General features: G+C 65.8%; 13 protein-coding genes. 7 read left to right on the top strand and 6 right to left on the bottom strand.

What is annotated here, in order from left to right:
• Nucleotides 1-5: 5 nt before the first annotated feature.
• On the top strand, nucleotides 6-875 hold the full coding sequence (locus tag FBY30_RS10930; RefSeq protein WP_142132890.1) for a class II glutamine amidotransferase: 870 nt from the start codon (nucleotides 6-8) through the stop codon (nucleotides 873-875).
• A 7-nt stretch (nucleotides 876-882) separates the two neighbouring features.
• On the opposite strand, the gene FBY30_RS10935 is transcribed toward FBY30_RS10930, so the two are convergent.
• A complete protein-coding gene (locus FBY30_RS10935) occupies nucleotides 883-1,614 on the bottom strand; it encodes a hypothetical protein (RefSeq protein ID WP_142132891.1) in 732 nt (243 codons plus the stop codon).
• Nucleotides 1,615-1,751: 137 nt separating this feature from the next.
• Here FBY30_RS10935 and FBY30_RS10940 point away from each other — a divergent pair, with 137 nt between their 5' ends.
• Both FBY30_RS10940 and FBY30_RS10945 read left to right on the top strand, forming a co-directional pair.
• Nucleotides 1,752-2,096, top strand: a complete 345-nt coding sequence (locus tag FBY30_RS10940) for a hypothetical protein (protein WP_142132892.1) — start codon at nucleotides 1,752-1,754, stop codon at nucleotides 2,094-2,096.
• 129 nt (nucleotides 2,097-2,225) lie between these two features.
• Complete coding sequence (locus FBY30_RS10945) at nucleotides 2,226-2,738, top strand: hemerythrin domain-containing protein (protein ID WP_142132893.1); 513 nt, start codon at nucleotides 2,226-2,228, stop codon at nucleotides 2,736-2,738.
• A gap of 122 nt (nucleotides 2,739-2,860) precedes the next feature.
• Here the strand turns inward: FBY30_RS10945 and FBY30_RS10950 are convergent, their stop codons facing one another.
• The 3 genes from FBY30_RS10950 to FBY30_RS10960 all read right to left on the bottom strand — a co-directional run bounded on the left by FBY30_RS10950 (nucleotide 2,861) and on the right by FBY30_RS10960 (nucleotide 4,842).
• The gene (locus tag FBY30_RS10950) at nucleotides 2,861-3,451 is read right to left on the bottom strand and encodes a copper resistance CopC family protein (RefSeq protein WP_142132894.1); all 591 of its coding nucleotides are present in this window, start codon (nucleotides 3,449-3,451) and stop codon (nucleotides 2,861-2,863) included.
• Nucleotides 3,435-4,181: a YcnI family copper-binding membrane protein gene (locus tag FBY30_RS10955; protein ID WP_142132895.1), complete on the bottom strand. Its 747-nt coding sequence runs from the start codon at nucleotides 4,179-4,181 to the stop codon at nucleotides 3,435-3,437. The genes FBY30_RS10950 and FBY30_RS10955 overlap by 17 nt, the downstream gene beginning before the upstream one ends.
• A 76-nt stretch (nucleotides 4,182-4,257) precedes the next feature.
• Nucleotides 4,258-4,842 (bottom strand): hypothetical protein, encoded by a 585-nt coding sequence (locus FBY30_RS10960; RefSeq protein ID WP_142132896.1) that lies wholly within the window; start codon nucleotides 4,840-4,842, stop codon nucleotides 4,258-4,260.
• Nucleotides 4,843-5,059: 217 nt separating this feature from the next.
• Between FBY30_RS10960 and FBY30_RS10965 the strand changes: the two genes are divergently transcribed.
• The gene (locus tag FBY30_RS10965) at nucleotides 5,060-7,270 is read left to right on the top strand and encodes a transglycosylase domain-containing protein (protein WP_142132897.1); all 2,211 of its coding nucleotides are present in this window, start codon (nucleotides 5,060-5,062) and stop codon (nucleotides 7,268-7,270) included.
• 53 nt (nucleotides 7,271-7,323) lie between these two features.
• The gene (locus tag FBY30_RS10970; RefSeq protein ID WP_142132898.1) at nucleotides 7,324-7,848 is read left to right on the top strand and encodes a DUF2127 domain-containing protein; all 525 of its coding nucleotides are present in this window, start codon (nucleotides 7,324-7,326) and stop codon (nucleotides 7,846-7,848) included.
• Between the two features lie 20 nt (nucleotides 7,849-7,868).
• On the opposite strand, the gene FBY30_RS10975 is transcribed toward FBY30_RS10970, so the two are convergent.
• Nucleotides 7,869-8,198, bottom strand: a complete 330-nt coding sequence (locus FBY30_RS10975) for a twin-arginine translocase TatA/TatE family subunit (RefSeq protein WP_142132899.1) — start codon at nucleotides 8,196-8,198, stop codon at nucleotides 7,869-7,871.
• An 82-nt stretch (nucleotides 8,199-8,280) separates the two neighbouring features.
• Nucleotides 8,281-9,345, bottom strand: coding sequence for a sodium:calcium antiporter (locus FBY30_RS10980; RefSeq protein ID WP_142132900.1), 1,065 nt, complete (start codon nucleotides 9,343-9,345; stop codon nucleotides 8,281-8,283).
• Between the two features lie 449 nt (nucleotides 9,346-9,794).
• On the opposite strand from FBY30_RS10980, the gene FBY30_RS10985 reads away from it, so the two are divergent.
• Together FBY30_RS10985 and FBY30_RS10990 are read left to right on the top strand one after the other, a co-directional pair.
• A complete protein-coding gene (locus FBY30_RS10985) occupies nucleotides 9,795-10,451 on the top strand; it encodes a peptidoglycan-binding protein (RefSeq protein ID WP_142132901.1) in 657 nt (218 codons plus the stop codon).
• Nucleotides 10,452-10,457: 6 nt separating this feature from the next.
• Complete coding sequence (locus FBY30_RS10990) at nucleotides 10,458-12,899, top strand: hypothetical protein (RefSeq protein ID WP_142132902.1); 2,442 nt, start codon at nucleotides 10,458-10,460, stop codon at nucleotides 12,897-12,899.
• Nucleotides 12,900-12,909 lie beyond the last annotated feature (10 nt).

Below are 12,909 nucleotides of genomic sequence, written 5' to 3' on the forward strand. Positions count from 1 at the left end.
GCCACGTGTGCCGACTGTTCGGGCTGCACGCCGGGTCCCGGCCCGTCCGCGCCACCTTCTGGCTGCTGGACGCCCCGGACAGCCTGTCCGAGCAGAGCAGGAGGGAGCCCGACGGCGCGGGGATCGGAAGCTTTGATGCCGACGGCGGCGCGCGGGTCAGCAAACGGCCGCTCGCCGCATGGGAGGACCACGCCTTTGCCCGCGAAGCGCGGCAGTTGCTGAGCACCACCTTCCTGGCCCACGTCCGCTATGCCAGCACCGGGGCGCACACCATGGTGAACACGCACCCGTTCGAACAGGACGGCCGACTGTTCGCCCACAACGGCGCGTTCCACGGCCTGGACCGGCTCGATGCCCGTCTTGGTGAGCTTGGCGTGACGGGTCTGGTGCAGGGCCAGACCGACAGTGAACGCCTCTTCGCCCTGATTACGGCCGAGACCCGCAGGGCCACCGGGGACGTGGCGGAAGGCATTGCCAGGGCGGTGGGGTGGATCGCCGCCGAGCTGCCCGTCCTGGCCCTGAACATCATCGTGACGACGGCGACCGACCTCTGGGCGCTCCGCTACCCGGCAACCCACCCGTTGTACATCCTGGAAAGGGACCCGGCAGCCGAGCCCGCTCCGGCAGCACCGCTGGACGCGCGAAGCCACCGGATCCGTTCGCGAAGCACGGAACTGTCGGCCGTGCGCTCGGTTCTCTTTGCCACCGAACCGATGAACCACAACCCCGGCTGGCGTCCCCTGTCTCCGGGGGAGCTGGTGCACGTTGGCCCGGACCTGGCGGTGGCCTGCACCTTTCCGTTCCCGGACCAACCTGCGTACCCGCTCACGCTCGCCGACCTGGAACCGTCCGCGGCGGCGTCGCAAATGTCCTGACGGGGGTTTAGGTGTTGGGGGCTGCAGCCTTCTTCGCCAGTGCTTCAGCCATCTTCTGGACCTTTGTGCCGTAGCCGCCGTTGACCGCGGTGTCCTTGATCTTGTTGGCCTGGGCGTCCAGGTCAGCCGGGGCGGCGTTCTTGAGCGCCGTCAGGTCGGCCTGGAGGTTTGCGGGGAGCTTGGCGAACAGCTTCGGGTGGCCAATGAGCTGGTCTGCCACCTGCTGGAGCCCGGCACCCGGGTTGCCCGAGCTGAACGCGGTGCGCAGCTCCTGGCGCAGGCCGGCCAGGCTGGTGGCAGCCTTCTCCGCCGCGTCGGCGCGCTTCTGGATCTCGGCGCCGTACCCGCCGGACAGGGCAGTGGTCTTAATCTTGTAGGCGTCCTTCACCCGGTCGGCCGCAGGGGCGTCCTTGAGGGTGGTCACGTCCGCCTGGAGCGCGGCGGGGAGCTTTGCGAAAATCTGCTGGTGGTTCACCAGGGCGGTGGCTGCCTTTGCCGCGCGGTCCCCGGCTGCCTGCGGGCTGTCCGCCTTCAGGCTGAGGAACGCCTCCAGGCCTCCCGAGCCCTTTGGCGTGTGGGCCTTGGCGGTGGCAGCGGGGGAGGCAGTTGAAGTGGGGGTTGACGTGGGGGATGCGGACGCGGCACCGACGCCGGCAGCGGCCATGGCACCGGCGGCCAGGACTGCTGCCGCCCCAACTCCGATGCGGGCTTTAATAGACGGAATTGATGGCTTCACCACGTTGTGTCCTTCCAACCTTGCGCGTGCACGCCGGACTCAGTAACCGGCATTGGTTCACTGTAGGAGGGAAGACTGGGGAAAAGCTGAAAAACGCCTTGGTCCTTACCTCTGTCAGGGGCGCGGATTATGCTCGGACAATGGCGCATGTTTTTCTGACGAAGCCCCTTGTGGGCGGTAAACAGGGGGTTTGGCAGCGGCGCATGTGGATGTGGATCGCTGCCGCCGGACTGGATGTGTACATTCTGGGTTTCGTCATCGGACTGCAGCCGTCCGGGCCGCTCTGCGGCAGCCCCTTGGTTCCGAACAGCCGGGCAGCTGAACTGCTCGACCAGCAGCAGGGCGGCGGCGGGGCGGCGGCCGCCTGCTACCGCAGCATTGATGCAGATTCCGTCCCCGTGTGGGCCCTGCTTGCGCTGGGAATTTGTCTTGTCATCGCCGGAGTGGCGGCGCGAATAGTCACCATCCGGCGGTCCGCTGCCTGAGCACTATCCGGCGGTCCGCTGCCTGAGCTGGCGTTGAATGGGACCGGGCCGCCTGCAGCAGTGCCGGGGCATCTGCAAGGATGGGTTGGTGGCTCACCCGGGCGCGCTGATCCTGCCGAAAGGTCCCGCATGGACATCGTTGAAGTGATTTTGTATGACCACCACGAGCAGCGGCGGCGGTTCGCGCTGCTCGACGAAATGCATGGGTGCGAACCCTCAGACCTGGAACCCGTGTGGAAACAGCTCCGCATCCTGCTGGAGGTACATGCCAAGGCAGAAGAGGAACTGTTCTACCCGGCGTTGATGGAATTGGGGACGGGGGCGGGCGGAAAGGATTCTGCCGGGGATGAAACCGAGGACGCGATTCACGACCACAACGAGATCCGGGACGCCATCGGTGAAGTTACCCGCCACCCGGCCGGCACGCCACAGTGGTGGGACGCGATTGCAAAGCTGAATGAAGCAAACGGCGACCACATGGCAGAAGAAGAACGTGAAGGCCTGACCGACTTCCGGCAGCACGCCTCGCTGGAACTGCGCCACCGGCTTGGACTGTCATTCAGCATTTTCGAGTCAGCCCACGCCGCAGGCATCGAACCCCATGACATCGACCCCGACGAGTACGTCCACGAGCACGAATAGGGCCGGCTGCACCCAGTCGCGGCGCGGTTAGAGCCGGTCACCCTGCAGCTGTTCAGCTGCAGGGTGACCGGCTTTGTCCGTCCGGGCGCCGAACCGGCGGCGGTTTTCCTTACCGGTTTGGCTTACTGTTCGGGGTCGGAACTTTGGAGCCGGCGCCTGACGAAGATGGCCGTCACCACCAGCGCGAGGACCAGGACCGCGGCAATGCCGCCCACCAGGGCCCACGGCACCTGGCCGGACTGTGTGGCTGCCTGGGCGGGCGCCGCCGTCGTGGGCGCCGCACTGCTTGCGACGGCACTGCCTGCACTGCCCCCGGCGTTCGCACTGTTCGCGGTGAAGGTGAAGGTTCCCTCGATGGGGTGCCCGTCCGAGGAGACCACCCGCCACACCACGGTGTACTTGCCGGCCGGCGCTCCTGCCTTGACCGCCTGGGTGACGTGGTTGTCCACGATCTCCACCGCACCGTCCGCCTGGTCAGTGCCCGTGGAGTCTTCCACCCGCACGATCGAATTGATGGCGATGGGGGTATGGTCGAACGTCAGGCCGATCTTGGCTGGAACACTCTGCACCGTGGCGCCGTTGGCCGGATCGCTGGATTCGAGGGCGTCGTGGGCTTGGGCCGCAGCCGCGGGAAGCACCAGGAACGCTGCCGTGGCGAGTGTGAGCAGGAGCCGTCCGGGCCAGCTCCGCCGGTTGTTACTTTCCGCTTTCACGGCCAGCTCCTTTCACGCGCCGCCCGGCGAGGACAAGCCCCAGGGCAGTGGCACCGAGGACCAGTCCGGCCGCCCCCAGCACGATTCCCCATACGGAAGCGGCATCGCTGGACGCAGGGGAGACCTGTGCCGCTGGTTCCGCAGCCGGCGCTCCCGGTGCGGCAGACGCCGTCGTACCATCCTCGGCGGTGGTGGTGAAGGACGGGGCCGGATGTTGGGGCTCGGGCTGTCCCTCGGTCTTTTCCTGGTCCCAGTTCACTACGGAGCCGTCCGTGTAGGTTTGCGCCGCCTTCAACGTCACGGTGGTCCCCGCTGCCGGGAGCCTTCCCACGGACAGGGAGAACGACTGGTACTGGTTCTGGCCCAACTGGTGCGCCTCATCGGCAGTCCACACCACGGAGCTCGGCGCCTTGGTCACCGTGGCACCGGCCACTGTTACGGGCTTGGGCAGGTCGCTGGTGATCACCTGGGCGGTCCAGCCCTCCACCGGCTTCACCGAAACGGAGGTAAACGGGGTGTCCGCGGGCAGCTTGACCTCGAGCTTGCTGGTCTTCGCGGTGGGGGATTCGTTGGGCACATTGAACGTCAGGTGCGAGTAGCCGTTGGCGCCGGTATCGTCCGGGTCCACGCTGACGTGGGCGGATGCGGCGGTAGCACCGGCGGCGATGATTCCTGCGGCTGCGGTGGCGGCGGCAAGGGACTTCAGGGTACGGCGAAATGTAGTTTTCATTGCATGCTTTCCAGGAAATGGGCGTGCTGGCAGGACCCGGCCCGGCAATGGCCCGGGTCAGGATGTCACGTGCCGCTCAGGGAGCGGTGCGGACCAGCGGCGGCCCACGCCTGGCCGGCAGCCTGAGGTTCCGCCAGCGGGAAAGGACGACGACGGCGGGCGGCGCCGGGTGGAGCGGCCAGTCAGGGATCACCACCGGAGTGAGGATCCGGACGAGGGGGCGCAGCCACGCGGCGAGGGCCCAGACAGCAGCTTCGCCGCGCGCCAGCACCAAAGCAGTGGCCAGTGTTGCCGCAGCGTGAAGGACCAGCATCAGCGTGCTGGGGACCGCATGATCCGGGCTGAGTGCAGTCGCGGGCAGCACCGGCCCGGAGCCGTGGAGGTGGCCGATGGCAGTGTGGAGGGCCCCTGCGGGCACGGATAGGGCTGCGAAAGCCTCATGAAGAATCAACTGGCTGGCCACCAGGAGCGCGGCCATGGCAGGCGCGGCCACTTTGAACCTGGCCAGGATCATGACCGGCGCCAGCACCAGCGCCACAAGCCCAAGGAAGATTACGGGCTGGGGCAGCGAGCCGCCGGCCATGACGTGGGCGCCGGCAGCCAAGGCGATCATCGCCGTCGTAACAGCCAGGGCGCGGGGGAAGCGCAACGGGGCACTCATGCCATTCGCCACCCTTCCACTCCGATATTGCCGGTATCTACTTTAGGTTCGGCCCCGGCGTACCCGGTAATTGGCGGCCGCTTTACCGGGCAGTCCCGCTGGCCGTGACGCAAACTGTTCTCTCTGTGCGCCATTCAGGAGTGCCCCAGACTTGAAGAGTAGGGTGAAAGCCGGTTGCCACCACTGCAGCAATTCGATGCGAGAACCGGAGACACGCATGCCCAAGGGAGTTCCTCCCCAATCCACGTCCAAGCCGCCCGAGCGCCGGAGCCCGTTGCGCGTCGCCGGCATCACGCTGGGCTGGTTCGTGGGCTTCCTTGCCGTCAGCGCCATTTGCGGGGCCCTTGTTGCCGGTCTGATGATGCCGGCGGCAGCCGTGACGGAGACGGTGGTGGCGGGCGGATCCCAGGCCCTGACCACCAACCTCCCCAACGACGTCTTTTCCGCGCCCCCGGCACAGATGACGCGTGTGCTTGCCGCGGACGGGTCCCAGATTGCCACCCTCTTCAACGAGAACCGGACCCGGATTCCCCTGGACCAGATGTCGCCCAACATCAAGAACGCGATTGTGGCGATCGAGGACTACCGGTTTTACCAGCACGGCGGCATTGATCCCGAAGGCATCTTCCGGGCACTGGCGGTGGACGCCGCCGGCGGGCACCAGGGCGCATCGACACTGACCCAGCAGTACGTCACCAACATGCTCAACGAAAACCTGATCGCCCAGGGCAAGGACGCCCAGGTGGTGCTCAACGGGCAAAAAGGCGTGAACCAGAAGATCCAGGAAATGAAGCTCGCCATCGGCCTCGAGGAGAAGTACTCCAAGGACCAGATCCTGGCCGGATACCTGAACGTGGTGGGTTTCAACAGCAACGCATACGGCATCCAGGCCGCCAGCCAGTACTTCTTCTCCGTTGACGCCAAGAACCTCACCCTGCCCCAGGCGGCACTGCTCGCCGGCCTGGTCAACGGCCCTTCACTCTACGATCCCACCGTCCACCCCGAGGCCTCCAAGTCCCGGCGCGACCTGGTGCTGGATGCGATGCTGCAGCACGGCTACATCAACCAGCAGCAGCACGACGACGCCGTGAACACGCCCATCCAGCTCAAGGTCAACCCTCCCAAGCAGGGCTGCGCCTACGCTCCCCAGGCTCAATACTTCTGCGACTACGTCATCCACCAGATCGAGAATGACCCGGCGTATGGCGCCACCCTGGATGACCGCGACCAGAAGATCATGGCAGGCGGCCTGACTATCAAGACCACCCTGGATCCCCGGCTGCAGGCACCGGCCCAGGCCCAGGTGGACGCCACCGCCGGTGCGAACCCGGACAAGTGGGGAGCCTCGCTGGTAACCATCGAACCGGGCACCGGAAAAGTCCTGTCCATGGCACAAAATTCACGGAAGCTGCCCGGCCAAGGTGCGGGATTCGTCTCCGACTACAACTTCAATGTAGATGGCAGTGACGCCGCCGGAAACAGCTTGGGCGGTGTGGGTGGCATGCAGCCCGGCTCCACCATGAAGCCGGTGACCCTGGCAGCGTGGCTCGGCGAGGGTAAGTCAACGAACCAGATCGTTGATGCCTCCAAGCGGCGCTACGGCATCTACTACCCCTGGAAGACAACCTGCCATCCGGTGCAGGGCTGGTTCGACAGCACCGTGAAGGACTCTTCGGACCTGCAGAACGATGAGCCCAACTGGTACCGCCCCATGACGGTCCGGGAAGGCATCTATCAATCGATCAACACGGCCACGTTCGCCTCCCTCGCCGGGCTCAACGATTTCTGCGATGTCCAGCGCGCCGCGGACGCCATTGGCCTGCACCTGGGCAGCGGAAAGGACGAGAAGATCGACCTCTCAACCCTGGGGAACATCCTGGGCAGCCAGAACGTGGCACCCCTGACCATGGCGAACGCCTTCGCGACCTTCGCGGCCAACGGCACCTACTGCAGCCCCATTTCCATCACGGAAGTGGACGACGCCCAGGGCAAGAAGATCGGGGGTCAAACATCCTCCTGCCAGGCCGGAGCGCTGAAACCCGATGTTGCCAAGGCTGTGACCAACGTCCTCCAGGACGTCCTCACCAAAGGCTCCGGCCTGCTGATTCCGCAGAAACTCGGGGTCCCGGATGCCGCCAAGACCGGCACCAATGAATGGAACAACCAGACCTGGGTGGTGGGCTACACGAAAGGTCTGGCCACGGCATCCTTCTTCGGCGATCCCTTCAACGGCGGCCCGGGCCGGTTGGGCCGCAACATCACCGTCAACGGCAAGTTCTATCCCGCCGTGGACGGAGCATTCATCGCCGGCCCGCAATGGGCCCAGTACATGCAGGGGGTAGTGGGCCTCTACGACCACGGAAACTTCGATGCGCCGCCGCAGAACCTCATCAGCGACCCCGCAGGACAGCGGACCAAGAGCAACTGACCTTGGACGTTTGAGCTGCTGGGGACGGCCGGGGAGCCCGGAAGGGAACACCAATGGAAAAAGCGCGATCGGGAACGACAGTGCTCGACAGGACCTTCCGCATCTCCCTGCTCCTCAAGGGGCTGGACGGAGTCCTGGAACTGATCGGCGGGATCCTTCTTTTGGCGGTCACGCCGGCGCAGATCGGTGAGGTGGCCCGGTTCCTTACCCAGCATGAACTCGCCCAGGATCCCCGGGACTTCGTGGCCAACAGCGTGCTGCACATGACCGCCAACCTTTCAGGGTCGGCGTCGTTGTTTGGCGCTGTCTACCTTCTTCTGCACGGCGTGGTGAAGATCGTCTTGGTGTGGGCCGTCCTGAGGGAAAAGCTGTGGGCCTACCCGTGGATGATCGCCTTCCTGCTGGTTTTCATCGCCTACCAGCTCTACCGAATCTCGGTGTCCTTCTCCTGGGGCATGGTGCTCCTCACGGCGTTCGACATCTTCATCGTGTGGATCACCTGGCGTGAGTACCGGCTCCGGCGGGCGCAGGGCCGGGCGCCTGAGGACGAAGCGGCACGGCCGCGGTCCTCGCGCTGACGCCTCTGATCCCGGCTGCCTTATGTTGCTTCGGAATCAAAGGGGGCTGCCGTTTCCCCGCGCGTCTTAGTAGACGGAGTCTGGGGAGGCTGGGCAGGTCCATCCAGGAGCGCCTCGCGGATGATCCGTCGGGGATCGTACTGGCGCGGGTCGAGCCGTTTCCAGTCAATGTCATCGAACTCAGGGCCGAGTTCCTCCCGGAGCTGTTCCTGGGCTCCGGAAGCCATCCGGCGCAGTTCGCGGACGAGGCGGCCAAACTTGGCGGCGTACTCGGGCAACTTGTCCGGGCCCAGCACCAGGGCGCCGATGATGAGGAGGACGAAGAGCTTTTCGGCGTCGATACCGAACATCCCATAATTTTACTGCCGTCCCGGCCGCAGTAGTGCGGGAAACTGTGGGCTGGAGGCTTTCCCGGGGCGCTGGTTTTTGCGCTCAGGACATGGTGGCCACGGCGAAGAGGCCGGCCACTCCAACCAGGTAGAGGACCAAGACGACCAACGAGTCGGTTCCCATGCCCAGGCGCTTCTTTTTAGGCCGGAAGAGGAGCCCCAGTACGTAGGCCAGGGTCAGCAGGATCGCCAGGGCGGTGAGGTAAATGTCGGTGGCCTGGGCCTGGGGCAGCACCGGTTTCCCGGTGATCAGGACTGCAACAAGGAAGAGGACGGGCAGGAACGCATTGCCGCCAAAGATGTCGCTGAAGGCCAGCTTGTAGTCGCCCTGCTTCACCGATGCCAGCCCGGTGGAAATTTCGGGCAGGGAAGTGGCCAGGGCCAGGAAGGTGGCTCCGAAGAGGACGCCCGAAAGTCCGATGTGCCCGGCGATCGCATCCCCGCTGCGCTCCAGCACCACGCCTGCGCCCAGGGTGGCCAATGCCGCGACGGTGAAGATCAGGGCAGACTTGCCCGTGCTGATGTGCCGGTTCTTGTCGTGGGCCTTCTTCTTCGAATGGCCCCGGGGCTCGTCCTGCCCGCCGGGCGCGTCTCCTTGCTGGTGCCAGGGAAGGCCCTTCTGGGATCGTTGGACCAGGATCAATCCAAGGATCCAGATCACGGCGATCAGCACAGCGGCCGGCGTCAGGCGCAGGCCCACCAGCGAGTTCGGCATCTGGCTTCCGGCGATCACCACGCCCAGGACTGCGATAACGGTGACTGCCTCGATGACCAGCGTCAGGGACGCTGCCTTATAGCTGAGGGGATCGGTGCCTCGTGTTCCGAACACGTCGAGGATGACCAGCACGACGGTCTGGATTGCGATGCCGCCCAGGATGTTTCCAACGGCCACTCCGATGTTGTTGGAAGCGGCTGCGCTGACGGTGATGGCGATTTCGGGCAAGTTCGTGGCGATGGCAAGCAGGATGAGGCCGCCCAATGCCGACCCGAGATGCAGCCGGTCATCAAGAACATCCGTCTGTTTGGAGAGGTGGATTCCCGCCACCCAGATCACCGCTGCGGCGCCGGCAAAAATCAGTAACAGAACTGCCAGGGGCAGCGATTCCATGCCTCTCCCTTCCCGGGCGGCGCCCTGCCTCCCAGGAAAACACGTACCCATGGACCGGATCCGGAATTGCATCTGCTTGCTGGGAATGCTCTGGGAATTATGGCTGAGGCAGGTATTGCGCCCTGCTGAATTGCAGTATCAATTACTGGTCAGATCTGCGGATGGGACGCTTAGCCTTCATCCATGCTGAGAATCGTGAAGCAGATCCTGCGATCCAAGCCAAAGTGCCGGTACTGCGGGCAGGCCCTCCCTCCAACTGAGTCTGCGGCATTTTGCTCCCGTGACTGTTACGACGGCTATCAGTACTGGGACGGCACTGCGGCTCACGAAAAATAGTATCGCCGTAGCGTCCACAACTCTTCGCAAAACTACTAACCATGCTTAGTATTGTGGGGCGCGGCTGTCCGCTGGGGGCAGAGCACCCGCGCTGCACCGGAGGTTTTTCAAGCATGGACAACGAGATGCGTCCCCTCACCGATGAAGAACTGATGTCGGAGCAGGCCACCGCCCTGCCGGACAAGGAAGTGGCGTCCGTCCTGGACCTGAACGCGGACCTGGATCTGGGCATCAACGCAGCGGCGCCCATCGATTTGGCCGTCGCCGCAAACGCCAACGTCGCCGCACCGATCGATGCTGCCGCCTCGGCCAACATTCTCTCCTTCGGCTCGGACGCGCAGGCACTGTCCAGCCAGGACGCCGCCATTGACCAGGGCATCACCGCCGACGCCAATGCCGACTCCACCCAGGACAGCCTGATCGGTCAGGGTGACGGCACCACCGACACGGGCACCACCGATGGAACGGCCGGTGCGGTGACAGATCCCACCAGCACCGGTGGGCTCACTGACGCAGCCGGTGCGCTGAACGGCAATCTGCTGAACGTTGACGTGAACCTGGACGCCGATGCCGCCATCGCCGCACCCATCAACGGTGCCGTGGCCGCAAACGCCAACGTGGCTGCACCCATCGACGCCGCAGTGGCCGCCAACATTGGCTCCATCGACAGCCAGGCGTACGCCATCTCGGACCAGAGCGCCACCATCTCGCAGCACATCGACGGCGAGGCGAACGCCACCGCCGGCCAGCAGTCCGACCTGCAGCAGTAAGCAAACATGACCCAAACCCACGGCGGCCCGCCTCCTGAGGCGGGCCCGCCGTCGTCACGCGTCTCTGTTGCCCCGGACCAGCCGGGCCAAATTACGACGGCGGGTCCCCACCTTCCGGCACGGGCGGACGGCGTCCAGCTGCTGGGCACCGCAGAGGGGTCCGGCTACCGCGAACCGCCCGCCCTGGTGCGCCGCGCCGACGGCCAGACCCTCCAGCTGACCCGCCTGCTGTACCTGGTGCTGGAGGCGGCGGACGGGACCCGCGACCTGGACGGCATTGCGCGGCACGCCAGTGAAGGCTCCGGGCGGCTGGTCAGTGCAGACAACGTCCGTACCCTGATGGACTCGCAGCTGCTGCCCATGGGCCTGCTTCGGCTCGCCGACGGCAGCCAGCCGGAGGTCAAGAAGTCCAACCCGTTGCTGGGTTTGCGCTTCCGCTACATCGTGTCCGATCCTGCCCGCACCCGCAGGATTACCGCACCGTTCGCGGTGCTGTTCAACCCGCTGATTTTGGTGGCCGTGACGGCTGCGTTCCTGGTCGCGTGCTGGTGGGTGCTCATGGTCAAGGGTCTCGGCTCGGCCACCCATGAGGCTTTCGAGCAGCCTGCCCTCCTGCTGCTGATCCTCGCCGTCACCATCCTGTCGGCCGGCTTCCACGAATTCGGCCACGCCGCCGCCACCCGCAAGGGCGGAGCGACCCCCGGGGCCATGGGCGCCGGGCTCTACCTGCTGTGGCCAGCCTTCTTCACGGACGTCACCGACTCCTACCGGCTGGGCCGCGCGGGCAGGATCCGCACCGACCTGGGCGGCCTGTACTTCAACGCGATCGTGGCAGTCGCCATCATGGGACTGTGGTGGGCCACCGGCTTTGACGCGCTCCTGCTGGTGGTGGTCACGCAGATCCTGCAGATGATCCGCCAGCTCATCCCGCTGGTCAAGTACGACGGCTACCACATCCTGGCGGACGCCACCGGCGTGCCCGACCTGTTCCAGCGCATCAAACCCACCCTCCTGGGGATCCTTCCCTGGCGCTGGGGAAGCCCGGAAAGCAAGGTGCTCAAGCCGTGGGCGAGGGCCGTCGTCACCGTCTGGGTGCTGGTGACCGTACCGGTGCTGCTGTTCAGCATGGTGATGATGGTGCTCTCCCTGCCACGGCTGCTGGCCACAGGGTGGGTCAGCGTGGTCAAACAGCAGGAAGCGCTGGCGGCGAGCTTTTCTTCCGGCGACCTGCTGGGCGTGGCCGTTCGGGCCCTCGCCATTGTTGTGGTGGCGGTCCCGGTGCTGGGCGTGCTGTACATCGTGGTGCGGTTGCTGCGGCAGCTGGTCACGGGGCTCTGGCAGAAGACCCGCGGCAAGGCCGTGCAGCGCACAGCGGCCATGACCGCCGTCGCAGTCCTGCTGGCAGGGCTCGCTTGGGCGTGGTGGCCCGACGGCGGGACGTACCGTCCGGTGCAGGCCTACGAACGCGGGACGCTGGGTGATGCAACGCGGGCCATCCTGCCCCAGCGCGGACGTGAGCGCGTGGAATTGCGGGAGGGTGCTTCGGGGCGGACTGTTGCGCTGTGGCCTGCGGGTGCTGTGAAGCCCACCCGGGACAACCCCCAGCTGAGCATGGTGCTGGTGCCGGCGGATGCTTCATCGGACGGTGCCTCCCCGGGTGGCAGCACCTCTTCTGCTGTTGCTCCGTCCTGGGTGTTCCCGTTCGACAGGCCGGCCGCCCCCGCCGCCGACGGAAACCAGGCGCTCGCCGTCAACACCACCGACGGCTCGGTGAAGTACAGCGTGGCCTTCGCGCTGGTGTGGGCGGAGGACGGGGAACCGGTCACCACCACCAATGAGGCTTACGCCTTTGCCAACTGCTCGGGATGTGGGGCGGTGGCCGTGGGGTTCCAGGTGGTCCTGGTGGTGGGGCAGACCGACGTGATCGTGCCGCAAAACCTTTCGGCGGCTGCCAACTACAACTGCCTGGACTGCCTCACCTATGCCCTGGCCAGCCAGCTGGTCCTGACCCTCGACAAGCCCTTGGACGGAGACAGTAAGCAGCAGCTCGAAGCCCTGTGGGCGCAGATCGCGGAGTACGGCCGGAACATCCAGAACGTCCCGCTGTCCGAAATCCAGGCAACGCTTAACGGGTTCAAGGACCAGATCACGGCCATTGTGAAGGGTTCTTCGGTTTCCGGGGGCACCTCTGTGGCGACGTCGCCCGCTTCGGCGGGCCCCAGTGGCGATCCGACCCCTGGCCCCACTTCGTCCTTCGCCCAGGATGGGCCCTCCGCACCCGCCGATGCACCTGCTCCGGCAGCGACTGGCGGTGCCACCGCACCGGCGGGCCAGCCTCTGGGAGGCGGGCAGCCGACGTCGTCCGTTGACTATGCATCGCCGGCACCTACTGCTGATTACGGGGGAGGGGAGACCCTGGCGCCTGCACCTACTTCCAGCGCGGGCTGACGGGCTTTTG

It is taken from the genome of Arthrobacter sp. SLBN-83, from assembly GCF_006715285.1.
GTDB lineage: Bacteria > Actinomycetota > Actinomycetes > Actinomycetales > Micrococcaceae > Arthrobacter.